At 62.6% G+C, this 25,498-nt stretch carries 22 protein-coding genes; 7 read left to right on the top strand and 15 right to left on the bottom strand.

Annotated features, from left to right (window positions below):
• Positions 1-123: 123 nt before the first annotated feature.
• Both F0P96_RS05080 and apaG read right to left on the bottom strand, forming a co-directional pair.
• A complete protein-coding gene (locus F0P96_RS05080) occupies positions 124-927 on the bottom strand; it encodes an O-methyltransferase (protein ID WP_151077748.1) in 804 nt (267 codons plus the stop codon).
• Between the two features lie 100 nt (positions 928-1,027).
• The gene (gene apaG, locus F0P96_RS05075) at positions 1,028-1,414 is read right to left on the bottom strand and encodes a Co2+/Mg2+ efflux protein ApaG (protein ID WP_151077747.1); all 387 of its coding nucleotides are present in this window, start codon (positions 1,412-1,414) and stop codon (positions 1,028-1,030) included.
• A gap of 126 nt (positions 1,415-1,540) precedes the next feature.
• Here apaG and F0P96_RS05070 point away from each other — a divergent pair, with 126 nt between their 5' ends.
• The gene (locus F0P96_RS05070; protein WP_151077746.1) at positions 1,541-2,203 is read left to right on the top strand and encodes a uracil-DNA glycosylase; all 663 of its coding nucleotides are present in this window, start codon (positions 1,541-1,543) and stop codon (positions 2,201-2,203) included.
• Between the two features lie 78 nt (positions 2,204-2,281).
• Here the strand turns inward: F0P96_RS05070 and lepB are convergent, their stop codons facing one another.
• The 10 genes from lepB to F0P96_RS05020 form a co-directional block, all read right to left on the bottom strand.
• Positions 2,282-3,439, bottom strand: coding sequence for a signal peptidase I (lepB, locus tag F0P96_RS05065; protein ID WP_151077745.1), 1,158 nt, complete (start codon positions 3,437-3,439; stop codon positions 2,282-2,284).
• A 202-nt stretch (positions 3,440-3,641) separates the two neighbouring features.
• On the bottom strand, positions 3,642-4,361 hold the full coding sequence (gene dapB / locus F0P96_RS05060) for a 4-hydroxy-tetrahydrodipicolinate reductase (RefSeq protein ID WP_151077744.1): 720 nt from the start codon (positions 4,359-4,361) through the stop codon (positions 3,642-3,644).
• A gap of 21 nt (positions 4,362-4,382) precedes the next feature.
• Positions 4,383-5,087, bottom strand: a complete 705-nt coding sequence (locus F0P96_RS05055; protein WP_151077743.1) for a DUF5683 domain-containing protein — start codon at positions 5,085-5,087, stop codon at positions 4,383-4,385.
• A 17-nt stretch (positions 5,088-5,104) separates the two neighbouring features.
• Positions 5,105-6,049 (bottom strand): ParB/RepB/Spo0J family partition protein, encoded by a 945-nt coding sequence (locus F0P96_RS05050; protein ID WP_151077742.1) that lies wholly within the window; start codon positions 6,047-6,049, stop codon positions 5,105-5,107.
• 220 nt (positions 6,050-6,269) lie between these two features.
• The gene (locus tag F0P96_RS05045) at positions 6,270-7,625 is read right to left on the bottom strand and encodes a D-alanyl-D-alanine carboxypeptidase/D-alanyl-D-alanine-endopeptidase (RefSeq protein ID WP_151077741.1); all 1,356 of its coding nucleotides are present in this window, start codon (positions 7,623-7,625) and stop codon (positions 6,270-6,272) included.
• 105 nt (positions 7,626-7,730) lie between these two features.
• Positions 7,731-8,138 carry a hypothetical protein gene (locus tag F0P96_RS05040; protein ID WP_160620436.1) on the bottom strand — a complete coding sequence of 136 codons (408 nt, stop codon included), beginning with the start codon at positions 8,136-8,138 and terminating at the stop codon, positions 7,731-7,733.
• 172 nt (positions 8,139-8,310) lie between these two features.
• The gene (locus F0P96_RS05035; RefSeq protein ID WP_151077739.1) at positions 8,311-8,901 is read right to left on the bottom strand and encodes a helix-turn-helix domain-containing protein; all 591 of its coding nucleotides are present in this window, start codon (positions 8,899-8,901) and stop codon (positions 8,311-8,313) included.
• Positions 8,902-9,042: 141 nt separating this feature from the next.
• Positions 9,043-9,525: a YdeI/OmpD-associated family protein gene (locus tag F0P96_RS05030; protein ID WP_151077738.1), complete on the bottom strand. Its 483-nt coding sequence runs from the start codon at positions 9,523-9,525 to the stop codon at positions 9,043-9,045.
• Between the two features lie 100 nt (positions 9,526-9,625).
• A complete protein-coding gene (locus F0P96_RS05025; protein WP_151077737.1) occupies positions 9,626-10,228 on the bottom strand; it encodes a YdeI/OmpD-associated family protein in 603 nt (200 codons plus the stop codon).
• A gap of 188 nt (positions 10,229-10,416) precedes the next feature.
• The gene (locus F0P96_RS05020; RefSeq protein ID WP_151077736.1) at positions 10,417-10,761 is read right to left on the bottom strand and encodes a hypothetical protein; all 345 of its coding nucleotides are present in this window, start codon (positions 10,759-10,761) and stop codon (positions 10,417-10,419) included.
• 362 nt (positions 10,762-11,123) lie between these two features.
• On the opposite strand from F0P96_RS05020, the gene F0P96_RS05015 reads away from it, so the two are divergent.
• The 3 genes from F0P96_RS05015 to F0P96_RS05005 all read left to right on the top strand — a co-directional run bounded on the left by F0P96_RS05015 (position 11,124) and on the right by F0P96_RS05005 (position 16,364).
• Entirely contained in the window at positions 11,124-12,779 is a 1,656-nt protein-coding gene (locus tag F0P96_RS05015) for a CTP synthase (protein ID WP_151077735.1), read from the top strand.
• A 333-nt stretch (positions 12,780-13,112) separates the two neighbouring features.
• The gene (yidC, locus tag F0P96_RS05010) at positions 13,113-14,945 is read left to right on the top strand and encodes a membrane protein insertase YidC (protein WP_151077734.1); all 1,833 of its coding nucleotides are present in this window, start codon (positions 13,113-13,115) and stop codon (positions 14,943-14,945) included.
• A 138-nt stretch (positions 14,946-15,083) separates the two neighbouring features.
• Complete coding sequence (locus F0P96_RS05005) at positions 15,084-16,364, top strand: DUF6438 domain-containing protein (protein WP_151077733.1); 1,281 nt, start codon at positions 15,084-15,086, stop codon at positions 16,362-16,364.
• 81 nt (positions 16,365-16,445) lie between these two features.
• On the opposite strand, the gene F0P96_RS05000 is transcribed toward F0P96_RS05005, so the two are convergent.
• On the bottom strand, positions 16,446-18,131 hold the full coding sequence (locus tag F0P96_RS05000) for an ABC transporter substrate-binding protein (protein WP_151077732.1): 1,686 nt from the start codon (positions 18,129-18,131) through the stop codon (positions 16,446-16,448).
• Positions 18,132-18,218: 87 nt separating this feature from the next.
• Between F0P96_RS05000 and F0P96_RS04995 the strand changes: the two genes are divergently transcribed.
• From F0P96_RS04995 to F0P96_RS04985, 3 genes are all read left to right on the top strand, one after another.
• The gene (locus F0P96_RS04995; RefSeq protein WP_151077731.1) at positions 18,219-18,899 is read left to right on the top strand and encodes a metal-dependent hydrolase; all 681 of its coding nucleotides are present in this window, start codon (positions 18,219-18,221) and stop codon (positions 18,897-18,899) included.
• Positions 18,900-18,990: 91 nt separating this feature from the next.
• Positions 18,991-19,803 carry a ParA family protein gene (locus tag F0P96_RS04990; RefSeq protein ID WP_151077730.1) on the top strand — a complete coding sequence of 271 codons (813 nt, stop codon included), beginning with the start codon at positions 18,991-18,993 and terminating at the stop codon, positions 19,801-19,803.
• Positions 19,804-20,136: 333 nt separating this feature from the next.
• Entirely contained in the window at positions 20,137-21,849 is a 1,713-nt protein-coding gene (locus tag F0P96_RS04985) for a PA14 domain-containing protein (RefSeq protein WP_151077729.1), read from the top strand.
• A gap of 110 nt (positions 21,850-21,959) precedes the next feature.
• Here F0P96_RS04985 and F0P96_RS04980 read toward each other — a convergent pair whose 3' ends face one another.
• Both F0P96_RS04980 and serA read right to left on the bottom strand, forming a co-directional pair.
• Positions 21,960-23,195, bottom strand: a complete 1,236-nt coding sequence (locus tag F0P96_RS04980; RefSeq protein WP_151077728.1) for a T9SS type A sorting domain-containing protein — start codon at positions 23,193-23,195, stop codon at positions 21,960-21,962.
• 379 nt (positions 23,196-23,574) lie between these two features.
• Positions 23,575-25,482, bottom strand: coding sequence for a phosphoglycerate dehydrogenase (gene serA / locus F0P96_RS04975; protein WP_151077727.1), 1,908 nt, complete (start codon positions 25,480-25,482; stop codon positions 23,575-23,577).
• Positions 25,483-25,498: the final 16 nt, after the last annotated feature.

Genomic DNA, 25,498 nt, shown 5'->3' with positions numbered 1-25,498 from the left:
TTGGTGGTTACTGTACTTATCTGTCATCCTGAGCGTGAGCGAAGGACCTTCTCACCGCTGAACAACCATTGTTCTAACGTGAGAAGGTCCTTCGCTCACGCTCAGGATGACAGGAGAGGTTGATTACACGCCCAACCCGCGCGCTTCGATACGCAGCGTGAAGTGCTGTTTCGGTTGGCTTTTGCGGAAGAACACGAGGCCGATGAAGAACAAGTCCACCGTCAGCGTCACCTCGGGGTGAGCTTTGATGGCGGCCCAGGCCTGCTCCATTTCGGCCGACCAGTGGATGTCGTCGAAGATGAACACGGAGGCGTCGGTGCGGTAGGGGAGGCACTGCTCGAAGTAGCGCACGGTGGGCTCGTAGCGGTGGTTGCCGTCGAAGAAGGCGAAGTCGAGCGGGCCGGGTAGTTGCCGGAGCACCTGCGGCAGCGTGTGGTCGAAGTTGCCCTCGGTGAGCTGCACGTTGCCGATGCCGAGCTGCTGCAAGGTTTCGCGGGCCACGGCAGCCGTTTGCGGGCAGCCTTCCAGCGTAAACACCCGGGCTTTCGATGAAGCTGCGGCCAGGTAGGCCGTCGTCAGCCCCAGCGAGGTGCCCAGCTCCAGAATGGTGGCGGGCCGAAAGCGGTTGACGAGCCGAAACAGCAGCTGCGCCAGCCGGGGCGGTTTGGCGGCCGAGCGGGCAATGGCGCGCACCTCGCGTTCGGTTCCCGCCCCGGTTTGGGAACCCGCGCCGAAATCGGTGATGCGCAGGCGGCGCCGGTCGTTGAGCAGCGCCTGGCGGCGCTGCTCAACGGGTTCGAAGGCGGCGAAGGAGCCGGTGTGCAGCACCACGTCGGTGTAGAGACCAAAAACAAACGGGGAATGCAACCCGTGTGCATTCCCCGAGCGGAGCCAGAAGCGGATGTAGCGCAGGGCGTGGTGAAGCAAGGGAGAAGAATTGTTAAATGGCTGAATGGTTGACTGGCCAGCCGTTCCAACGTTTCAGAACGACCAGCCAGTCAACCATTCAGCCATTTAGCCAGGTGATTTAATTCAGACGGAACGGCACCACGAGGGTAAACTCGGGGATGTCGACCTCAAAGGTACGACCGTCGGCCACGCGCTCCATCAGGTAGGTGCCACGCATCTTGCCGATGCCGGTTTTCAGGTTGCAGCCCGATACGTACTGGTGGGCGTCGCCGGGCTCGAGGGTAGGCTGCTGGCCCACCACGCCTTCGCCTTCCACCTCGCGCACCACGCCGTTGGCGTCGTGAATGTGCCAGTGGCGGCGCAGCAGCTTCACGGTGTACTCGCTGCGGTTGCGAATGTCGATTTTGTAAGCAAACACAAAGTGCTCCTGCTGGGGGCTGGAGTAGTCGGGCAAATAGCTGGTCGAAACGCTGACCGTAACGCCTTGCGTGGTGGTCGAATTCATGACGGCTGGGTGTAGACGGCGGGAAGGAAGATACCAAGGAGGCTAACAGCAGCCTTTCGGTTTTGGTTTACGTACGCAACGGGGCTACGTTTGGCCCTGATTGCCGACCCCAAAAACCGCAGAGGTATGTCCGTAAAGATAGAAGAAAGCTGGCGCAAGGTGCTACAGCCCGAGTTCGAAAAGCCCTACTTCCAGCAACTTATTCAGTTTGTGAAAGACGAGTACGCCACCCAAACGGTGTACCCAGCCGGCAACCAGATTTTCCACGCTTTCGACGCCTGCCCCTTCGATCAGGTGAAAGTCGTTATCCTGGGCCAAGACCCCTACCACGGGCGCGGGCAGGCCCACGGCCTCGCGTTTTCGGTGCAGCACGGGGTGCGCACGCCGCCCTCGCTCATCAACATCTTCAAGGAGCTGGAAAGCGACCTGGGCACACCCCGCCCGCCCGACGGCAACCTCGACCGGTGGGCCGAGCAAGGCGTGCTTCTGCTCAACGCCACGCTCACCGTGCGCGCCGCCACGGCCGGCTCGCACCAGAAACGCGGCTGGGAGGAGTTCACCGACGCCGTCATTCGCAAGGTTTCGGAGCAGAAGGAGCATGTGGTGTTTATCCTCTGGGGCGCCTACGCCCAGAAAAAGGCCGAACTCATCGACAGCCGGAAGCACCTCATCCTGAAAGCCGCGCACCCTTCGCCCTACGCCGCTGACAAAGGTTTCTTCGGCTCACGGCCGTTCAGCCAAACCAACGCGTACCTCGAAAAGCACGGGCAACAGCCAATTCAGTGGTAGGCGGCTGGCGCTGCTAACAGCAACGGCCCGCTGGACGCATATCCAGCGGGCCGTTGGGCTTGGGCCTGGTCGGGCAGCCTAGTCGATGGTGTGGAACAGGCGGCTCCAGCGAATCTTGCTCAGGAACGAAGCGTGCGGGTCCACCGACATCCAGATGAGCACGGCCTTGCCCACAATGTGGTCTTCGGGCACGAAGCCCCAGTAACGCGAGTCGAGGGAGTCGTGGCGGTTGTCGCCCATCATGAAGTAGTAGTTCTGCTTGAAGGTGTAGCTCGTCAGGGGCTTGCCATTCTGCAGAATCTGGCCATTGGCTACCGTAATACCTTCGTTGTGCTCGTAGCGCTGAATGATTTTCTGGTAGATGGGCACGTTCTGGGCCGTCAGCTGCACGGTCTGGCCCTTCTTGGGCAGCTGCAGCGGGCCGTAGTTGTCGCGGTTCCAGGCTACCACCTGCGAAGGCGTGCTGTGCGGGTAGTCGGGGTTGTTGGGAAACACGTCCAGCTCGGCTTTGCCGACCTCGGAATCTTCCTTGATGATGCCCTTCACGTAGGGCTGCTGCTTGAAGAACGCAGCCGTGGTGGCGGTCATGTCGGCCATGTAGGCGGCCGTGCCGTCGGGCAGGGCACCCAGCATGGGTGTGCCGTCGGGTGAGTTGTAGTCGACCACGCCGCGCTCCTGAAAAATCTTGGGGCGCACCGGTTCGCTCACCTGCAGGTAGTAGCGCGTCTGCGACTCGGGCGGGGTGGGGTTCACCTGCTGGTTCACGTACACCTGCTGGTTGCGCACTTCCACCACGTCGCCGGCCACGGCCACGCAGCGCTTGATGTAGTTGGTGCGCAAATCGGCGGGGTGCTGGTCCTCAAAAGGCACGTTGAACACCACCACGTCGTTGCGTTTCACCTCCGAAAAGCCCGGCAGGCGGTAGGAGGGCAGCTGAATGGCGTCGGAGTAGCTGGGCAGCGTGGTGCCCCACAGGGTTTGGTGCGTCAGGGGCACCTGCAGGGGCGTTTGGGGCGTGCGCGGGCCGTAGTGCAGCTTGCTCACAAACAGGTAGTCGCCCACCAGCAAAGAGTGCTCCATGGAAGGCGTGGGAATGGTGTAGGCCTCGAAGGTGGCCCAGCGAATGAGCGTGGCCGCCACCACCGCAAACAGGATAGCGTCGCCCCACTCGCGCCAGAAACTCTTGGGCTTGGCCGGTTGCTCGGCTTCTTTTTTCTTCCAGAAGGTAACTGCCATGTGCAAACAAAAGGACGACAAGCACGTCCGCAAAAATGTCGGGAGAGAATAATTAGGCGGCTGAATATCCGGTTTTTTTCGGTAGCCAGAGTCAACATTCAGCCTTGGGCAGCTCGGCTTCGACGCCTAAACGACGACCGGCCCGAAAGCGTGTGCGGCCCCCCAAAGGGCTGGTACTCGCCAACCGCCAACCGCGGCGGAGCTACAGCCCGAGCAGGTCTTTCATGCCAAACACGCCTTGGTGCGCGGGCAGCCATTCGGCCGCCAGCACCGCGCCGTGCGCAAACCCCTCGCGCGACAAGGCCTCGTGTTTCAGCTCCAGCACGTCGGCGCTGGACGAATACGTGACGATGTGCGTGCCCACGACCTCGCCCGAGCGCTCCGACAGAATAGCCAGCTCCTGCGGCGACTCGGCGGCATCGTTGCGCCAGGTTTTCTTCTCGGGGTAGTGGCGCAAAATGCCTTCGGCCACCGTCAGGGCCGTGCCGCTGGGCTGGTCGACCTTGTGCACGTGGTGAATTTCGCGCACCTGCACGTCGTAGCCGCCGAACTGGTGCATTTTGGCCGCCACGTACTCGTTGAAGTGGAAAAACAGGTTCACGCCCACGCTGTAGTTGGAAGCGTAGAACAACGAGCCGCCCGTTTCCTGCGCCAAGGCCTTGGCCTCGGGGAAGCGGTGCAGCCAGCCCGTGGAGCCGCACACCACCGGCAGGCCTTGGCGCAGGCAGGCCGTTACGTTGGCAAAAGCCGCGTCGGGGTGGGTAAACTCAATGGCCACGTCGGCGTTGTGCGAACCGAAATCGGCCAGCTTCACGTCGGGGTGCGAGGGGTCGATGATGCCGGCAATCTGGTGGCCGCGGCTCAGGGCCTGCGCCTCGATGGTACGGCCCATTTTGCCGTAGCCAATCAGTAAAAGCTTCATAAGGGAAGAAACGTCGGGGAATTAGCGGCGTGCCCCCGCCGGCTTGGGCGGGTGCAGCGTAAAGGTAAGGGCCATGCCGGCCGTGGGCGGCAGGCCCACACCGGGCAGCATCAGGTGGGGCCGGCAGTTCAGGCTCAGGTCTTCGCTGATGTCGAAATCGTGCAGGTGGCCATCTACCAGCGCATCCACTATCTGCAGCCCATAGGCCAGGCCGATGTAGGCAAAAAACACGTCGCGGCGGTTGCGGTAGGCGTAGAACACGCGCTGCTGGGTGGCGTCGCCCTCGGTGGTGTTGGTGTACTGGCCCGAGTTCGGCCCGGTATCGAGCAACGTGGGGTCTTTCAGCAGCACGCGCCGTTGGCGTATCTCGTAGCCCTTCTTGAACTCCAGGTAGCGGCCGTAGTAAAACACCTCGCCGTACACCGTCAGGCCCAGGGCGCCGTACACCAGCGGCAGTTTCCAGTACTTGTGGTTGTACACCTGCCCGGCGCCGGGCAGCACCATGGCCAGCACCGCCGCCTTGGTGGGGCGCGTCATGCGCAGGCCGAAGAGCCGCTCGGTACGCCGCAGCGAATCGGCCACGGCTTTGCTGGACGTAGCCACCCGAGCGGAGTCGGGCCCGGCCGTGACGGTTTGGGCCTGCAAGCGGGCCGCCGGGAAAAGCAGCAGCCCCACCGCCAGCAGCAGTGGGGCCACCGGGAGGCCATGGAAACGCGAATTGCTCATAACTGGCCCAACGCAGGCTACGCCGGTTGCAGTATGTTCAGGATGCGGTGCATGTCTTCGGCCGAGTCGAAGGCAATGCGAATTTCGCCGCGCCCCTGCGCCGTGGGTTTTACTTGTACGCGCGAACCGAAGCGGTCGGACAAGTGCCGTTCGGCCCGTTTGATTTCGGCCGGCGGCACTACGGGCTGCTCGCCCTGCGGCTGCACGCCGGGCGTGGCTTTGGGCGCGGGCGAGAGGCCCTGGCGCACCAGCTGCTCCACGCGCCGCACCGACATATCTTCGGCCACAATGCGCTCAAACAGGTTCAGCTGCTGCTGGCCGTCTTCCACGCTCAGCAGGGCGCGGGCGTGGCCCATCGAAATGAGCGTGTCGCGCAGGCCAATCTGGATGGCGGGCGGCAGCTTGAGCAGGCGCAGGTAGTTGGTTACCGTCGAGCGGTTTTTGCCCACCCGGTCGCCCAGCTCTTCCTGCTTCAGGTTGCACTCGCTCACCAAGCGTTGGTAGCTGAGGGCAATTTCGATGGCGTTGAGGTTTTCGCGCTGAATGTTCTCAATCAGCGCCATTTCCAGCATTTGCTGGTCGTCGGCCTTGCGGATGTAGGCCGGAATGGTCTCCAGGCCCGCCAATTTGGAAGCCTGCAAACGCCGTTCGCCCGAAATGAGCTGGTAGGCGGCGGGACCGGTCTGGCGCACCGTTACGGGCTGAATGATGCCCTGAATGCGGATGCTTTCGGCCAGTTCCTGGAGGGCGTCCTGGTCGAAGTGCGTGCGGGGCTGGTAGGGGTTGGCTTCGATTTGCTCCACCGGAATCAGCCCCACCGAGTTGGCGGGGTGCGGCACCAGCCGTTCGCCCTTTTTCTCGTAGCTGCCTTCGATCAGGGCGTTCAACCCGCGGCCCAGGCCGCCTACGCGGCGCTTCGGCAACGGCGTCGGGGCGGTTTTCTCTTCGTGCTTCTCTGACATACTCGCTCAAGAACCTGCCGGCCAAATAGCGGCCGATGGGAAATCAAAAATAGCAGAAAGCACCGGGAAAGAACCTATAGTTTTTGTGGAACATTAGACCGGCTGGTATTTAAGTGGCTGAATGTTAACTAACTATTCGTGGAACATTTTCTGCTGCGCCTCGCCTGGGCTTTGGGTGAGGCACCGGCTGGGTGCTGGGCCGTTGCCGCCCAAGGCCCGTCTAGAGCCGCTCGTGCACCAGCGTCAGCAGCCGCTCCATCTCGCGGCGCACCACGGTGGTTTCGGCCAAGTGGTTGTTGTTCATGAAGCTAAAGGCCAGCAGCTGCCCCGAGGTGGTGCGCAGGTAGCCGCAGAGCGTGTGGTTGTTGCTGAGCGTGCCGGTTTTGCCCCACAGCCACGCTTTCCGGTCGGTGGGGCGGTACACGCGGCGCAGGGTGCCTTGCCCGCCGCCGGCCGCCAGCAAGCTCAGCAGCCGCGGCTCGGGCACCAGCTGGTGCAGCTTCAGCAGCAGGGCCACCTGGTTGCGCGGGGTGGTCAGGTTGAGGCGCGAGAGGCCCGAGCCGTCGACCCAGGCGGTGGAGTCGGGCAGGTCGCGCAGCCAGCCCTGCCGGCGCACGTACCGGATGACGCGGCCGGCGCTGAGGGTATCGTGGCCGAGCTGGGCCGAGCAGAGCAGCAGGGTTTGCTCGGCCAGAAAATTGTCGCTCACGCGGATGGTGCGGCGGTAGAGCGAATCGACGGGCAGGCCGTGCAGCACGCGGGCCTGCTCTCCGGGGCGCAGGCGCCAGCGGCCGGGCTGCACGTCGGGGCGGTGCAGGGTGTCGCGCAGCAGCGTGAGCAGCAACTCGGGGCTGGTGCGGAAGGGCGTTTCATCGACCCAGGCCTTTGGTGAGGCAAACCACTGGAAGCGGTTGGCTTCCAGGTCGCGCCGGATGTGGTCGGGGCTGGTGGCACCGGGCGGGGCGGGCGTTACCCAGGGCCGAAACACGCGGGGCAGCACCAACGGGGCGCGGCCGGGCTGGCGGGCGTAGAAGCGCACCGTGTGGCCGTAGATGGGAAACGCGCCGCGCTCGGGCTGGAAATAGTAGGGGTAGTCGTCCCAGGTCCAGCCGGGGCCGTAGGCGGGCTCGGCGTAGGGCGTGGGGCACAGCACGAGCGGACCGGGCCACTGCCGCAGAAACTGGTAGGCCCGCGCCGAGGGCACGTCGCCGTGCAGCAGGGTAGGGTCGCCGGTGCCGCGAAACAGGAGCGTGTCGCCGCGCACGAGGTAGCGCAGGCTGGGCACCGAGTCGGGCAGGATGCGCAGCGCAGCGTAGAGCGTGAGCAGCTTCTGGGTGCTGGCCGGGGTGAAATACTGCTCGGCGTGCCAGCTCAGCAGGCTTTGGCCGGTGGCTACGGCCGTGAGCTGCAGGCCGGCGTGGTGCTGGCGCAGCACGGGCGAGGCTTCCAGCTCGCGCAGCAGCCAGTCGGCAGGCGCGGCGGGCAGGGGCGGCGGAATGGTGGGCGGCGTGGTTTGGGCTGTGGCGAGGGAAACCGACAGGGCCAAACCGGCAAGCAGGAGAATCGAGCGACGCATGGGGCGTCTAAGCTACGGCAGCGGCCGCGAGTTGGGCGCCGCAGCCGGCAACAAAAAAGCCCCCGGCCCCTTGGCCGGGGGCTTTCGTGGAACTCGTACCGGGCTCTACGCCGGCAGCGCGTCGTGGCGGGCCTGCACGGCGGCTATGGCCCCGCTCAGCAGCGTTACCTGGGCGTCCACCTGGTCGGCGTCGACCTCGGCCAGAAAATCCTCCGCGCCGCCAGCGTTGGTGGCGCGTCGGCTCAGCCGCTTTTGCTGGTACGTGGCCGTATCTAGCTGGTCCTCGAAGCGCAAACGGTCCTTCTCCGACAGGCCGGTGTTGGCCAGCTGCTCCGTCAGGTAGGTCACCTGACTCGTGGCCTTGGCTAGCCGCTGCGCGGTGGAGGCGTCGGTACGGCCGTCGCGCCGGTCCTGGAAATCCAGGTTCTGATTGCGGTTTTGGTAGCCGTCCAGCTCGGCTTCCAACTTGTCTTTAGCTTCCAGGCACTGGGGCCGGGTTTTAAGGGTGTTCACATCGTAGGCCATGACGGTCAGACGAGAATAAATGGTGGAAAATGGTACTGCTTAAATGTAACAATGATTGGAATTATGGCAAGTTCAGTGGATATATTTTAAATATATGGTCGATCAATCGATGATGTAAGCTTGCACTTTGCAAAAGAAAGTAGTGCCTAGCGAAATCCCGTCAGGCATTAGTGGGCAGCAGGGCTTGCAGTGCGGCGGCTTCGGTTTCGAGGGCTTCGGTCTGCAGGCGCAGCAGGTGGTAGCGGGCGCTCTGATGCGAGGGCAGAGCCGTGGGGCGCTTGTCCAGCCAGCGGTGCCGAAACCAGTTGTGCCAGCCGGCCCAATCGGCGGTGGCGTCGGGCTCGGCGGCGGGGGCAGCGGGCAAGGCGGCGCGGATGGCGGGCAAAGCCTCGGCCCAGCGGGCGGCTACGGCGGCCTGGGCTTCGAGGGGCTTCAACTGCCGCCGCAGCCGCCGGGCGTGGTGCTGGCAGTAGTCGAGGCGCGCTTCGAGCGGAGCGGCTTCGGGCCGGCCCAGCGCCAGCGGGGGAGGGGCAGCGGCCAGCGCCGAGGGCGCATCGGGCGGCGGCAGCTGCCGCACCAGCGGGGCCAGGGCTTCGGCGGCGGCGGGGGAGAGGCCGCGCCGGCCCGTTTCGAGGTGGCCGGCCTGGGCTTCACCGACACCCAGCCACGCGGCCATTTCCTGTTGGCTAAGGCCAAAGTGTGTTCGTACAGCAGCTATTGCAGTATCGGAAGGGGAAGCAGGGCGGGGCATAGTGTAGGGTATTGCTGTTCGCCAACAAAAATACCCTACAACTGGTGTAGGGTGTTTGCGCTGAAGAAGAAAAATACCCTACAGCGGCACGCGTTTGGTGTAGGGCAACGCGCCCAGCAAAGACCCAGTTGCGAGTTGCCGTCAGGCCTTGTCGCGCCCCACGAAGCGGCCCTTGCCCAACAAAAAGTCGATAGCCCGAGCGACGTTCCGCGCAATGCTTTCTTCCGTTTTCAACGAAGCAATGTACCGAACGATTTCCTTCTGCCGGGAGGCGGCCAGCCCGTCAAACACCCGCTTGGCGTCGGGGCAGTCGGCCAGGGCCTGCACCAGCCGAGGGTGGGGCGCAATCGTTCGGTCGGCCGGGTCGAAGGCAATGGTGAGGTCGATGGTTTCGCCAATTCGCTGGGGCGAATGGTTGAGCATCGCGGTGTTGATGTACAGCCGCCAGTGTCCCTGGTACCGCACCAGCGTTTGGGTGTACGCCTTGCCGTTCACCGTGCCGCAAATGGGAATGGGGCCTTTGCTGGTGCCGGCCTGCGCGAAGAGGTCGAGCAGGATGTCGTCGGGCACCCACACGAAGGGGTTGATGCCAATCAGGTCAATGGGCGCTTCAAACCGGTGCATGCGCGTCGCCGTGTTGTGGTGGAAGTAGTCTGGTGGGCAATAGCCTCGGCGCGAGCGGAAACGAGCGGGCCGAAAAGCAACCGAATGCCTTGGCAGGGGGTTACCGGCGGCGGGAAGTAAAGTAGTCGTCCTGCAAGCCTTTGCCCGCCAATATGAGCGGCGTGCACTTTTCTACCCGCGCCGCCCGGGTCTTGGCCTGCTTGGCCTCGCCGATGTGCAGCAGGTACCCGCGCTGCCGCCCCGGCGTGAGGGCGTCAAAAGCGGCTTGCAGCGCCGGGTTGGCGGTCAGCTGCTGCTGTAGCTCCGCTGGCATGGCAAATTCGGCGGTGGGTTTGTAGGGCACTTGCAGGCCGGCTTCTTCCACCGCAATGGCCTCGTAGATGGTTGCTTTCAGGGTGGGCTCCAGCGCCACAATGTCGGCGGCCGCGGTAAACCGCACCTGCCGCGTGGCCTGCACGTTGCGGGTTTGCTGCACCAGCAGGCCGTCGGCGTCCTGCAACAGTGCGCCTTTCATGAACAGCAGGGCGCAGTAGTTCTTAAAGACGTGCAGCAGCAGCACGTTGCGCTGCCGAAACGAGTAGCACGGCACGCCCCATTTCAATTCTTCCTCCAGCCCGCAGTCGAGCACAATCCGGCGCAGCTGGGCTAGTTCGGCTTGCCATTGCTCGTTTTTGCGGAAATAGAAGTCGGTTTTGGGGTTCATGGGGAGAGGTTATGTCACGAATTAAAATAATTACTTGGGCAACGTTTCAGTGTTTATGAAGTTGTGGCAATTGAAAAACGTCAGGTTCAATTAACCACAAAAGCAAAATAGTGATTTAAAGTCAAATGCTTAACGTCCCGCCACAATTTTATAAACACACTGTTGTGTGCTGTACTTATCTGTCAGCCTCAACGACCGGCATACTTCTTATTAAGAAGATTTTCAGCTATCGAATTTATGTCCTGTGTTATAGTAAGTGTGTCAAGTTGCTTTTTGTCCGTTAGATGATAAGCGTGAGTGCCTATGTCTTTACTGTTCACAATTATTGTGTCTTTATTGGAATACCAGCCTACGGCCCATTTCATGTTATTTGATGCTCCTGTTTGCAGCTTTGTTATTTCTTTACCTTCCTTGTCATATAAAGTCAGTAAAATGCAGTCATACTTAGTTCTGGCCGTTTTGTCTTTGTTTAAATCAATCTTTAAACTATATTCTCCAGAAGGGGAAGAAATGATTTCAGCAGGCTTCCTCATATATATGCAGGAAGTCAAAACAATTGTCAAAAAACCCCACAAATAGACCCTCATAAATATTAATTGTTTTTGCTAAAATTAAAGGTCTTTTTGATGTGTCCTACTTTAATGTTAAACGCTGTATCAAAGTATAGCACACAACATTCCTATTGCCGAAACTGGCAACAGCTTTTGAGTTTCGGTTATATCGGTTTAGCCCGCAAGAAACCTTCGGCAATATAGCTACCGGTGGTGCTATTGCCGCTATTGGCACCAGTTGCGGGTATAGGCCGAGCCGCAGCAACAGCTAGCCGCCTGCCCCGCGCAGAACGGGCAACAAAGACCGGGAAGCCCCAACTCTTTCCCTACCTTTGTTTCCCGTTATGCCAGACCGAACCCCCACCCCCCCGGCTGCAACGGCCAAGTTCATTTTTGTCACCGGCGGAGTTACCTCCTCCCTGGGCAAGGGCATCATCTCGGCCTCGTTGGCCAAGCTCTTGCAAGCCCGCGGCTTCCGGGTCACCATCCAGAAGTTCGACCCCTACATCAACATCGACCCCGGCACGCTCAACCCCTACGAGCACGGCGAGTGTTTTGTCACGGATGATGGCGCGGAGACGGACCTCGACCTGGGCCATTATGAGCGGTTCTTAAACACGCCCACCTCGCAGGCCAACAACGTGACCACCGGCCGCATCTACGACACCGTGATTCGGCAGGAGCGCGAGGGTGCCTACCTCGGCAAAACCGTGCAGGTGGTGCCCCACATCACCGACGAAATCAAGCGCCGGATGCTGCTGCTGGGCCAGCACGGCGAGTTCGACGTGGTCATCACCGAAATCGGCGGCTGCATCGGCGACATCGAGAGCCTGCCCTTCGTGGAGGCCGTGCGCCAGCTGCGCTGGGAGCTGCCCCCGCACGACTCGCTCGTGATTCACCTCACATTGCTGCCCTACCTGAAAGCGGCCGGCGAGCTGAAAACCAAGCCCACCCAGCACTCGGTGCGCGACCTGCGCGAGGCCGGCCTGCAGCCCGACATCCTCGTCTGCCGCTCCGAGCACCCCATTCCCCCGGAGATGCGCAAGAAAATTGCGCTGTTCTGCAACGTGCAGATCAACTCCGTTATCGAGTCGCTCGACGCCGACAGCATTTACTCGGTGCCGCTGCTCATGCGCAAGGAAAAGCTCGACGAGCGCGTCATCAAGAAGCTGAAGCTCACCGGCGGCGCGCCCGAGCCCGACCTGGAAATCTGGAAAGACTTCCTGGGCAAGCTGAAAAACCCCACCGAGGAAGTGACCGTGGCCCTGGTGGGCAAGTACGTGGAGCTGCCCGACGCTTACAAGTCCATTCTGGAAGCCTTTGTGCACGCGGGCGCCCAAAACGAGTGCCGCGTGTCGGTGCGCATGATTCAGTCGGAGCACATCACGCCCGACAACGTGGCCCAGCTGCTGCACGGCGTCGACGGCGTGCTGGTGGCGCCGGGCTTCGGCGAGCGGGGCTTCGAGGGCAAGCTGGCCGCCATTCGGTACGTGCGCGAAGAGGGCATTCCGTTTTTCGGCATCTGCCTGGGCATGCAGTGCGCCGTGGTTGAGTTTGCCCGCAACGTGCTCCAGCTGGAAGGCGCCAACTCCACCGAAATGGACCCGCAAACGCCCCACCCGGTTATCGGGCTGATGGCCGAGCAGAAGCTCATTACCCAGAAAGGCGGCACCATGCGCCTGGGCTCCTACGCCTGCGAGCTGCGCAAAGGCTCGAAGGCTGCCAAAGCCTACGGCCGTAACCACATCGAGGAGCGCCACCGCCACCGCTACGAGTTCAACAACGAGTTCCTGCGGCAATTCGAAGAAGCCGGCATGGTGGCCTCGGGCACCAACCCCGACACCGGCCTGGTGGAAATGATTGAGCTGCGCGACCATCCGTGGTTTGTGGCCGGGCAGTTTCACCCCGAGCTGAAAAGCACCGTGCAAAACCCGCATCCGCTGTTCGTGCGCTTCGTGCGTGCCGCCATTCAGCACCACAAGCAGCTGGTGGCCGTGTAGGGATAAATCGGCTGACCCGAAGCCGTACCAGAACGTCATGCTGAGCTTGTCGAAGCATCTCTACCGAACGACTCAACGAAGCGGTAGAGATGCTTCGGCAAGCTCAGCATGACGGCCTTAAGGACAAGGCTGATTGGGCTGAAGCTGCGCTGCCCCCGGCCAATTTGGCAGCCGCCTACCGATGCGCCCGGTTGTTGTAACCCGTGGAACCTCAGTCGATAGCAAATCGGTTGTGGGCAGTTGGCTGATTGTCATGTACTTTTGCGCCTCGTTTTGGCAGCGCTGGGCCGCTAACCGGTTCTAACTGCCTTTTACTCAATACCCCGTCCATTCATGGATAAGAATCAGGCCACTGGCCTCATGCTCATTTCGGCGCTGTTGCTGGCCTACCTGTTTTTCTTCAAGCCCAAGCCGGCCGAAGAGCAAGCCGCCAAGCCTACCACCACCACGGCCGCCCAAGCCGCCACGCCCGCCGCGCCCGCGCCGCTCGACTCGGCGGCCCGGGCCCGCACGCTCGGTGCGTTTGCCGCCGCCGGCCAAGGCACTGCCGAAACCGTGGAGCTGCGCAACGACAAGCTGACGGTAACCCTCTCGACCCAGGGCGGCCGTCCCGAGGTGGTAATGCTCAACAAAGAGAAAACCTTCTTCGGTCAGCCCTTCTACCTGCTCGACAAGCAAAGCGGCAACATCGACGTGCAGCTGCCCCTGCAGGACGGCCGCAAGGTGAAGCTCTCCAGCCTGTTCTTCCGCTCGTCGGGCGCGCAGCCGGTGGCTGAGGGAGAGAAGAAAGGCCAGCGCGTGACGTTCACGGCCGAGCTGGCGCCCGGTCAGCAGGTGCTGCAGACCTACACCCTGCTCGACAACAGCTACCAGATTGACTACAACCTGAAGCTGGCAGGCCTGAGCGGCGTGGTAAGCGCCGAGCCGCTGACGCTGACCTGGCTCGACCGCGTGCGCCACACCGAGCAGAGCCTCAAACAGAACCGCAACCACTCGACCATCAACTACTACCTGGCCGAGGACGACCTGGGCTCGATTGCCGAAGCCAGCGAAAAGCCCGAGGAGCAAACCGCGCCCGGTCCCGTGAAATGGGTAGGCCACAAGCACGACTTCTTCACGGCTGGTTTGATTGCCGGCAAGGAATTCCCCACGGGCAAGTTCAACTCCAACGTGTCGCTGCCCGACAGCACCTTCATCAAGACGCTGCAAAGCACGGTGCAGATTGCCGGCGCCGAAGCGCAGTCGGCCGCCGGTGCGCAGATGCAGTACTACTTCGGCCCGAACAAGTTCTCCACCCTAAAAGCCGTAGCGCCCAACTTCGAGCGCAACGTGTACCTGGGCTGGGGCGTGTTCCGCTACGTCAACCGCTTTCTGGTCATTCCGGTCTTCTCGTTCCTGGAGCAGTTCATCAGCTCCTACGGCCTGATCATCGTCATTCTGGTGGTGCTCATCAAGCTGCTGTTCTGGCCGCTGGTGTACAAGTCGTACCTCTCGCAGGCCAAAATGCGGGTGCTCAAGCCCGAGGTCGACGCCATCAAGGAAAAGTACGGCGACGACCAGATGAAGGTGCAGAGCGAAACCATGAAGCTCTACCAAAGCACCGGCTCCAGCCCCCTGAGCGGCTGCATTCCGATGCTGGCTACCATTCCGGTGCTGCTGGCCTTGTTCCAGTTCTTCCCGAATGCCATTGAGCTGCGCGGCGAGTCGTTCCTCTGGGCCAAAGACCTGAGCACCTACGACGCCCCCATTCGGCTGCCGTTTGAGTTGCCGTACCTGGGCAGCCACATCAGCTTGTTTACGCTGCTGATGACGGCTTCTACGCTGCTCATGACCTGGCAGAGCAACCAGCTGAACCCCTCGGCCATGCAGGGCCCCATGAAGGTGTACAGCTACCTCATGCCGCTCATCTTCTTCTTCGTGCTGAACGATTACCCGGCCGGTCTGACCTGGTACTACTTCGTGTCAAACATCGTGACGTTCGCCCAGCAGGCCATTACCCGCCGCTTCGTGGACGAAGACAAGCTGCACGCCCAGTTGCAGGCCAACAAAGAGAAAAACAAAGACAAAAAGCCCGCCGGCTTCCAGGCCCGCCTGGCCGAAGCCATGAAGGCCGCGCAGGAGCGCGAAGTAGAAGCCAAGAAGCAGCCGCAGCCGAAGAAAAAATAATTTTCAACTTCGCTGTCAAGCATTTAAAGCCTTCCGGTGCACGCGCCGGGAGGCTTTTTTGTTGCCGAATATTTTACTTCCGCGGTATTGGTCCGCTTTTTGGAAATTGCCGAACCAGACCCCTTTCTCCTTACAGCCATGCGTCTACCCATACCCGCTTACCTGACCGCTTTGCTGCTGAGCGCCGCCCTGCTGCCGGCCTGCACCGTCAATTATTACGTGACCGACAAGCAGCGCGGCCCGCGCCCCTACGGCGGCGACGTAGTATACAGCGGTGGTGGTAACACGCCCGGACCGGTGTACGGCTCGTACCCCGGAAACGGCGCCAGCAGCGGCTCGACGCAGCCCGGCCCTGTGCGTACCACCCCGCCTGCCACTCGCCCGCCGGTGCGCCCCCAAACACCCACCGGCGGTGGGCGCCCGCCCGTTTACGAAACCGGCGGCCACAAGCCCGAGCCGCCAACGGGCAACTCGGGCGGCAGCAAAGTAGAGCGCCCGCCCGTGTACCAAACCGGTGGCCATAAACCAGAGCCGCCCGCTGGCGGTACCGCAACCGGTGGCACCAAGGTGGAAAAAGAGCCGGTATACCAGACCGGCGGCCACAAGCCCGAGCCGCCGAGCGGCAACAGCACCACCGGCGGCACCAAGCTGGAGAAAGAGCCGGTGTACCAAACGGGCGGGCACAAGCCCGAGCCCCCGGCGGTAGGGGCGTCCCACAGCATCGGGCACCAGCCCGAAACGACTGCGGGCACCAGCCCGGCCGGCGGCCCCAAACTGGAAAGGGAACCGGTATACCAAACCGGCGGACATAAGCCAGAGCCCCCGGCACGGCCCGAAGGCGTGACGCAGCAACCCGAAGGGGAACAGTCGCCCGTTTACGAAACCGGGGGCCACAAGCCCGAGCCGCCCATTCGGAAAAACATCCGGACGCGCCTGACCCCGGCCACCAACCCCGCCGATCAGCCCATGGGCAGCGGCGGCACGGTGAAAGCCGTGGAGGAAGGCCCGATGGCCAGCATGGAAACCAGCAGCCCCGGCCGCGGCGAAGCCAGCGAAGAAGCACCGGTCATTGTGTTCCGTAAAACGCCCTGTTTCGGCCCTTGCCCGCACTACGAGGCCAGCATTTGGGCCAGCGGCCGGGTGCATTACGTGGGATACCGCAACGTGGCGAAAGAAGGCACCTACGAGTTGAAGCTCCCGGCTGCCACGGTAACCGAAATGCTCCGTCAGGCCCAGGAGGTAGGTTTCAGCAAGCTGCAAGACCAGTACCTGAGCGGCGCTACCGACATGCCCTCTACTTACCTGACCATCAACCGCAAGACCGTGCAGGTGGAGCAAGGCGCCCCCGACGAGGTAATGGCCCTGCTCAACTTCATCGACTTCGAAGTAGGGAAGGTGAGCGGCGGCCCGAAACAATAAGCTGCACAACACCAACCAACGGCAAGCGGGCCGGAAGCAGCTGCTTCCGGCCCGCTTGCCGTTTACCCGCACTCGGCGGCCTTAGTCCTTGCGCACGCGCTCCAGCACCAGCTGGTTCATGGGGTTGGGCGTGAGGCCGTGCACGTTGTTTTGCGTGAGGCGCACCACCTCGTCGTAGTAGAGCGACAAAACGGGGGCTTCCGCCACCACCAGCCGGTCCATGGCTTGGTAGAGCTGCCAGCGGCGCTGGTCGTTGCGCTCCAGCTTGGCCTGCTCGTAGAGCTTGTCGTAGGCTGGGCTTTTGAAGTGGGTTTTGTTGGGGCCGGCCGGGCTGAAATTGGGGCTGTAGAACAGCGCCAGGTAGTTTTCGGCGTCGGGGTAGTCGCCTAGCCAGCTCTTGGTGAAGAACGCCGCCCGGCCGTTGTCGACCAGCTCCTGGTGCGCGGCGGCCTGGTTGATGTCGATGGCCACGTCGATGCCCAATTCGGCCCACTTCTTTTGCAGGTACTCACAGATTTCCTTGCGCTCCACCACCGTGCTCAGGTGCAGGCGCAGCGGCTTGCCGCCCGGGCCGTAGCCGGCCGCGCGCAGCAGCTCACGTGCCTTCGCCGGCTGGTACGTGTAGCCCGGCACGGCTTTCTCGTCAAACGACGGCAACGACGACGGCACGAAGCCCGAGGTGCCCGGCCGCCCCACGTTGTTGATGAAATAAGCCAGTAATTCGGGCCGGTTGATGGCGTAGCTGAGCGCCTGCCGCACGCGCCGGTCGCGCAGGGCTGGCTGGTTGGCTTCGCCGCGCAGGTTAGCGGGGTCAAGCTGAAAGCCGAGGTATTCGGTGTTCAGGTAGGGCACCTTCTGCAGCCGAAACTTGCCCGCAAAATCCTCGCGCACCGAGCCATCGGGGTTCATCACCAGGTCGCGGGAGCCTTCCCGGATGCCGGAGAGGAAATCGAGCTTGCCCTGCTGAAACGTCAGAAACTCGGTTTTGCGGTCGGAAATAAACGAAATCAACACCGCGTCGAGGTAGGGCAGGGGCTGGCCCTGGGCGTCGCGGCGCCAGTAGTGCGGGTTGCGGTGGTACACGATGGCCGAGCCCTCGTCCCAGCGCCGAAACTGAAACGGCCCGGTGCCTACCGGATGCTCGCGAAAGTCCTTGCCGTAGCGCGCCACGGCCTCGCGCGGTACCACGTAGGCGTAGGGCATCGTCAGAATGCCTAAAAAAGGGATGAACGGCTCCTTCAAATACACCCGCACCGTCGAGTCGTTCGGGGCCACGAAAGCCGTGTCGGACGGCTCGCCGGCGGCGTTTTCGAGTACCTTGCCGCGGAAAATCCAGCCGCCGGGGCTGGCCGTGGGCTTGTCGAGCAGCCGCTGGAAGGAATACACCACGTCCGGCGCCGTCACCGCGCGGCCCTTGCCACTGGGGAACACCTCCGAATCGTGAAACCGCACGCCGGGGCGCAGCACGAAGGTGTAGCGCAGGCCGTCGGGGCTGATGTCGTAGCGGCGGGCCAGGGCCGGGGCGGGGCGTAGGGAGTCGTCAAGCTCCACGAGGCCGTTGTAGAGCTGCGTGACGGCCCAGATGTTGGCCTGGCTGCGGGCAAAGGCCGGGTCGAGCGAGGTGAGGGCCTCGGGCTGGTTGTAGCGGAACACGCGCCGCTCGTCGGCGGGCTGCTCGGTGGTGCCGCAGCTGGCTAAAAAGCTTAGGCTCAGCAGCAGGGCTGCAGAAGCCCGAAACGGCCCCAAACAGGCCAAAAAGCGGGGCATGCGAACGGGAAAGAGGTGTATATTTGTAGCAAAGTACGGCGAAATCTGCGGGCCGCCGCGGCCGTACTTCACTGCTAGCTTCGCTCCATGGAACTCACCTACTACGGTCACGCCTGCTTCGGATTGCACGTGGGCGGCTCGCGCCTCTTGTTCGACCCGTTCATCCGGCCCAACCCCTTGGCCAAGGACGTGAACGTGGACGCCATCGAAGCCGACTACATTCTGCTCTCCCACGGCCACGGCGACCATGTGGCCGACGTTGCCGAAATCGGGCAGCGCACCGGCGCCAAGCTGGTGGGCGTGGCCGAGGTAATGGGCTGGTTTGGCAAGCAAGGCCTGAAGGCCGAGTACGGTATGAACATCGGCGGGCGCCTGAAGCTCCCGTTCGGCTCGGTAAAGATGGTGGCGGCGCTGCACAGCTCCTCCATGCCCGACGGCTCCTACGGCGGTATTGCGGCGGGCTTCGTGCTCGAAACGGCCGAAGGCAACCTGTACTTCGCCGGCGACACGGCCCTGACCTACGACCTGAAGCTCCTCGGCGAGCAGCACAAACTGGATGTAGCCCTGCTGCCCATCGGCGACAACTACACCATGGGCATCGACGACGCCCTGACGGCCGCCAAGTGGGTGGGCGTTAAGAAAGTCATCGGCATGCACTTCGACACGTTCCCCGTCATCAAAATCGACCGCGAGGCCGCGCTGCGCAAGGCTGAGCAGGCCGGCATTGAGTTGGTCTTGATGGAAATCGGGCAAACGATTAATCTTTGAGTTGCCGGTTTTCAGTTGCCAGTTGCCAGTTTCCTACCTTCGTAAACTGTAACCTGGCAACTGGCAACTGGCCACGGACAACTGAACACACATGGGTAAAATCATTGCGGTAGCCAACCAGAAAGGCGGCGTGGGCAAAACCACCTCGTCCATCAACCTTGCGGCCTCGTTGGCGGCGCTGGAATACCGCACCCTGCTGGTGGATGCCGATCCGCAGGCCAACGCCACCTCCGGCGTGGGCTTCGACCCCAAGGACATCCAGCACAGCATCTACGAGTGCATGGTCGACGGCATCAACGCCCAGGACATCATCCTGCAAACCAACATCCTGCCCCACCTCGACCTGATGCCTTCGCACATCGACCTAGTGGGGGCCGAGGTGGAGATGATCAACCTGCCGAACCGGGAGGAGAAGATGAAGGTGGCCCTGGCGCCCATTGCCGACCAGTATGACTTCATCATCATCGACTGCTCGCCCTCGTTGGGTTTGATTACCGTCAACGCCCTCACGGCGGCCAACTCGGTGATTATTCCGGTGCAGTGCGAATACTTCGCCCTCGAAGGCCTGGGCAAACTGCTCAACACCATCAAGATCATCCAGAGCCGCCTGAACACGGCCCTCGACATCGAAGGCATCTTGCTGACGATGTACGATGTGCGCCTGCGCCTCTCCAACCAAGTGGTGGAAGAAGTGAAAACCCACTTCCAACAACTGGTGTTCGATACCATCATTCCGCGCAACGTGAAGCTGTCGGAGTCGCCGAGCTTTGGCATTCCGGTCATTCTGCACGACGCCGAAAGCAAAGGCTCGATCAGCTACCTGAACCTCGCCCGCGAAATCGTGGAGAAAAACATCGTGGCCGGCAGCGGCGGCGCGGCCTACGCCGAAGACGACGCAGCATAAGCAGCCGACTCAACGAACTACACCATGCCAACCGGCGGCCCCACAAGGGCCGCCGGTTTGTTTTGGGGCTATGGGCAGGCTGGGGCATAGCCGAGTGTTTTGGATCTGGGAAACACGGCTAACGCCGGGCCGGGCACCTGGTAGCCCAACGGCGAGCCGCGGCGAATGGGACAAAAACCCGGCTGGTTGTTTGGGTTTTTGAGTGGTGGTATATGAAAATGAGACGTTTATGAGAATCTGTCACCTTGAGGGGTGGTACAACTGATCGATAACCTGTAGATTCAAGGCACCGATTGGCGCTTTGCCAACGGGGAGACTTCAAACTCAGATTCTGTGCGTCGACTGATACTCTGCTCGCTGGTAGCCGGCTTAAGCGCTGGCAACGCCCAAATGGTAGGAGCCGCTCACGGTACCGCGCTTCACCCGAAGCCCTTGGCGGCATTTTCTGAAGCATCGAAAGCGCGCCCAATAGTGCCGTGGCAGGGCGCTGGGTCGGGACTCACCGCTAGCTACTACACCAACGGCACCCTGGCCGGTGCCCCGGCCCTGCGCCGCGTCGATGCGGCCATTGATTTCAACTGGGGCAAAGGCGCCCCGGCGGCCGGGCTACCCGACGACAACTTTTCGGTGCGCTGGGAAGGGCTGTTGGCCGCGCCTTCCACGGGCAGTTACCGTTTCATTGCTCAATCGGGCGACGAGGTGCGGCTGTGGATCAACGGCAAAAAAGTGCTGGATACTTGGGAGGCCAGCCGGGGGAGTTTTCGGGCGGCCAGCTCGGTGGGCTTGGCGGCGGGCGAAAAGGCCACCATCAAAATTGAGTACACCGATGCCGAGGGCGACGCGCAGATTCAGCTGATGTGGGTGGGCCCCGGCCAAGCCGCGCAGCTGATACCCACGGCCTACCTGTACCCGCTCGGCTCGCCCACCACGCCCGACCCGGCCGGCGTGTCGATGCCGGTAGCCGCAACCCCGGCACCAACTACGCCCGCGGCTGCCGCGCCTGTGCAGGCCGCCCCGGCTGCACCTGCCCCGGTAGCGCCGGCCGAAAAGCCGGAGCCCAAAGTTGCCAAAGCAGCAGCCAGCGTGAGCAAGGCCGAAACCAAGGTCGCCAAAGCCGAAACCAAAGCGGAAAACAAGATCGAAAAGGCCGAAAGCAAGGTGGAAAAGGCCGAAACAAAGGCCGATAAAGCCAGTGCCAAAGTGGTGGAAGCCGAAGCCAAGAGCGTTAAGGCAACCACGGCCAATGCCCCGGCCGTTGTAGCGCCCGGCGTGTACGTACTGACCTCGCGCACCACCCGCAAGCCGCTGGAAGTCATTGACCCGTCGCGGCCCAACAGCCGCGCCTACCAGCAAGCCGTAGCCGGCACGGTAGCCGTCGACGGCGGCCGCAGCAGTGCCCCGCAATGGCGCATCGAAAGCCTTGGCAACGGGTACTACCGCCTCCTGGTGCCGGGCAACAACAAGGTGCTGGAGGTGCTGGGCAGCTCCACGTCCAACGGCGCCAACCTCAACCTGTGGACCTACTACAGCGGTAACAACCAGCTCTGGCGCATCGAACCCACCGAGCACGGCTACTACAAGCTGCTGGCCAAGCACAGCAACAAAGCCCTGACGGCCAAAGACTCGATTGAGGGCGGGCTGCAGCAGTGGCGCTACAGCGGCAAGGAAAACCAAATGTGGACCTTGCAGGCCGTGCAGGCCGAAGAGGAACGAATGCCGGTGGGCATGCCCGGACGCCCGGGCATCGGCGCCAACAACATGAGCATTTACCCGAACCCCAGCAACGGCATTGTGCAGCTGGCCTACACCCTGCCCGCCGAAATTCCGATGGGCTGGGTGCTCTACGACCAGCGCGGCGCCGCCGTGCGGGTGTCGGACTACCGCCGGCGGCCCGCGGGCAACCACCACCAAACGCTCGATTTCACCGGCCTGCCCGCCGGCGACTACAACCTCCGCCTGACCGTGGGCGCTACCACCACGCGCCAGCAGCTGCAGCTACGGTCGTCGTCGGCACAGGGGGTGCCTGCCACCAGCAACGGCAACTAACGCCACCGCGCACCAACGCAACGGGCGGCTCCCACTGCTGGGAGCCGCCCGTTGCGTTTGGTCCATAGGCTGTCGTTTTGCGCTGGCCTTGGGCCCAAAGCCGGGGCCGTCTAGCGTGTCACAATAATCTTTTCGGTGATGGAAGTGCCCGGGCCTGCTACCCGCAGAAAATATACGCCCGCCGCCAAACGCGACAAGTCGAATTGGTGCGGAACGGAGGGATGAACATCGGCGGCGGTGCCAACTGACTGGCCGAGGGCGTTGAACAAAGAGGCACGCAGGGTATTGGTCAAGCCGCCTTCGAGGGCAATGGTGAGCGTGGTGCTGGCCGGGTTGGGGTACACGCGCAGCTGCTGGCCGGCAGCCTCAAATGCGGCCGTCACCACGTAGGTCGTCACGGGTTCGGTAACGGTAGCGTGGCCCGACGTGGGTCCGGTGGCACCCGCCGGCACGAGGCCGTAGTACGTGGGACCGGGCGTGTAGGGATACGCGCCTTCGTAGAGCCGGTTGAGGGTGACGAAGTAAGCATAGGTACCGCCGGGGTATTCCGGCGTCACGCACCAGCGGCCGTTGTGGCTGTCCAGGTCGCCGCGGCCGGCCACGTACTCGAAGTCCTCGATGTAGTAACCCAACGGCCGGACGGTGGAAATGGCGGGGCCGTATTGGTTGGCGGGCAGCGCGGTGCCGTCGGGCAGGGTGGTGCGCTGGGTAATGCTGCGCGCCCGGTACGAGCTGCGCATGCTTTTGAGGGCGCCCGGTGTGCTGGCGTTGGCGTAGCCGTAGGCTCCGTAAATGGGGTAGCCGTCGAAAGCGAAGCCGATGATGGGCGAGTGGCGCGAGCTGTCGTGGTCGTTGTAGAGGCAGCGCGGGTTGAGGTGGTGGTGGTACTCGCCGTTGCCAGCCGGATGGCCCAGGCAGCTGTCGAAACTCGGCCCTTCCACCACAATGGCATTCTGGTTCCATACGCCTTGGTTGTTGTAGCTCATGGCGTCCTTGGCGTTGAAAATGCTCACGCCGTTGCTCCAGAGCCCGGTATGGCCCAGCGGGGTAGCAGTGGGCGTGCCCGGGTTTGGCTGGGGCGTGCGCGTGATTTTGAACACGAAGTTCTGGTTCGTGGCCGTGTTGGGGTTGTTCGGCCACGGCCCGATAGTGTAGCTCGGAATGCCCGTGCAGGTGACGTACACGTTGCCCGCGGAATACTGCACCCGCTGCACGTTGCTCAGAATCCCATTGTAGCCAGTAGCGCCCGTGGTGTTGACAACCCACGAACTGACGTTGGGCGTAACCTGGGCCTGCGCCAGCGCGGGAAAAAGGAAAAGAAAGAATGCGTAGAGGTGTTTTTGCATGCGGCTGAGTTGAGAATGACGCGCTGCTGGCGCGGCAACAAAACAGCTTCGCAGCAAGCAGCCTCGGGGCCGGGAATAGAAACGCTCCCGAAGGTATTAAATGCGCTGACAACGTTCAGCTTATCAGCCTAGAGCGAAGAGGTGTGGCGGTTATCCGCCTGGCACAGCTCGCCCAATCGGGCAAGTAGCCACAGGCATTGCAAGTGGTGTCAATGGCTTAGGTAGTCTGCACTACAAATGAAAAGACCTTCTACAATAGGAAGCTGCGCTTGCCGATGCCCCTTCGCCGCGATTATGAAGCGGTAGAGATGCTTGGCTACGCCGGCCTCCGGTTCGGCAAGCGTAGCGTGAGGGCCCTATTCAACTTTCCACGAACCCCTTAGTACAGCACCCGAAACTTGATGGTGTGCTCAACCTCGCGCAGGGCCTGAATCACGTCCTGGTCGTACTCACGGTTCACGTCGGTAATCACGTAGCCGATGTGCTCGTTGGTTTTTAGGTACTGGCCCAGGATGTTCACCTGGTGGGCCGCCAGCACGTTGTTGATGCGGGCCAGCACGCCCGGCACGTTCTGGTGAATGTGAATGAGGCGGTGCGCCTGCTGCTGGGCAGGCAGCTGAATGTTGGGCAGGTTCACGCTCTGCTGGGTGTTGCCCGCGTTGATGTAGCCGATGATGCGCTCGGGCACAAACTCGGCAATGTTGCGCTGGGCCTCGGCCGTGCTGCCGCCGATGTGGGGCGTGAGCAGCACGTTGGGCAGCCCGCGTAGCTCCGTTTCAAACACCTCGTCGTTGCTCTTGGGCTCGTAGGGAAACACGTCGACGGCGGCGCCGCCGAGGTGGCCCGAGCGCAGCGCCTCGGCTAGGGCCGGCACGTCCACGATGTGGCCGCGGCTGTTGTTGAGCAGCAGCGCCCCCGGCTTCATCAGGGCCAGTTCGCGCGCCCCAATGAGGTTCTGGTTGTCGGGGCGGCCGTCCACGTGCAGGGTCACGATGTCGGCTTCCTGCAGCAGTTCATCGAGGGTGCGCACCTTGCGGGCGTTGCCCAGCTGCAGCTTTTCGGCAATATCGAAGTAGAGCACCTGCATGCCCACGGCCTCGGCCACCACCGACAGCTGACTGCCGATGTTGCCGTAGCCCACGATGCCCAGCTTCTTGCCGCGAATCTCGAACGCGCCGCGGGCCGACTTGTCCCACTCGCCGCGGTGCATCTTCTCCGACTTTTCGGGCAGACGCCGCGCCAGGCTGATGATTTCGGCCAGGGCCAGCTCCACCACCGAGCGGGTGTTGCTGAACGGCGCATTGAACACCGCCACGCCCTTTTTCATGCAGCCCACCAAGTCAATTTGGTTGGTACCGATGCAGAACGCGCCCACGGCAATAAGGCGGTTGGCGGCCTCCAGCACCCGCGCCGTCACTTGGGTTTTGGAGCGGATGCCGAGGATGCTCACGCCCTCGATGCGCTGCACCAGCTCGTCTTCGTCGAGGCCGCCGGGCACGGTTTCCAGCTGGTAGCCCTCGGCTTTGAACAGCTCGGCGGCGCGGGCGTCGGGGTTTTCGAGCAGCAGCACCCGAATGCGGTTTTTGGGGTAGCTCAGGGTCATCGGCAACTTGTTCTGGTAGAGAAACTCGTCGAAGGTGGGCGCCACTTCGTCGGCGCGGTCGACGACGGCCTCGCGGGTCACGTTTTCGGTGAAGGCGTAGAAGCGGTCGGCTAGGCCGGCCTCGCGGATCTGGTAGTCGGTGTACCCGTCGCCGAGCACGAACACCTCGGCGCCTTCCAGGCCCAACTCGCGCAACTGCTCAATTTTGCCGCCGTCGCGGCTCAGCGGATTGGTTTCGTCGAAGCCGATGATGTTGCCCGCGTCGTCAAACCGGAAGGTGTTGGCCAGCACTTGCCGGGCCGGAATGCCAAACTCGGCCACCACCGGCTCGATGAACTCCCGAAACCCGCTGCTGACGATGTACACGCGGTCGGCGTGCTGCCGAAAGAAGCTGGCGTTGCGCCGGATGCTCTCCGAGACCTTGGTGTGCAGGTGCGCCACCAGCTCGGTCAGGTGTTCGCGCCGGGCCGGCAGCAGCGCCACCCGCCGCCGCAGCGACTCGCTGAACGACACCGAGCCGTCCATGCCGCCGTCGGTCAGGGCCTTGATTTCGGCGACGATGCGGGCCCGGTCGGGGTGGCCGCGCAGGGCAATGTCGGCCAGCTCATCGAGGCCTTCCACTTGCGTGAAGGTGCTGTCGAAGTCGATGACGAGGTAGGGCAGGGGCGGAGCAGCAGTGGACATAGTGCGGGCAATATCG

The sequence above is a fragment of the Hymenobacter busanensis genome (assembly GCF_008727865.1).
Taxonomy (GTDB): Bacteria; Bacteroidota; Bacteroidia; order Cytophagales; family Hymenobacteraceae; genus Solirubrum; species Solirubrum busanense.
The sequence above is the reverse complement of the archived record's forward strand: the minus strand, read 5'-3'. Positions and strand labels throughout refer to the sequence as shown.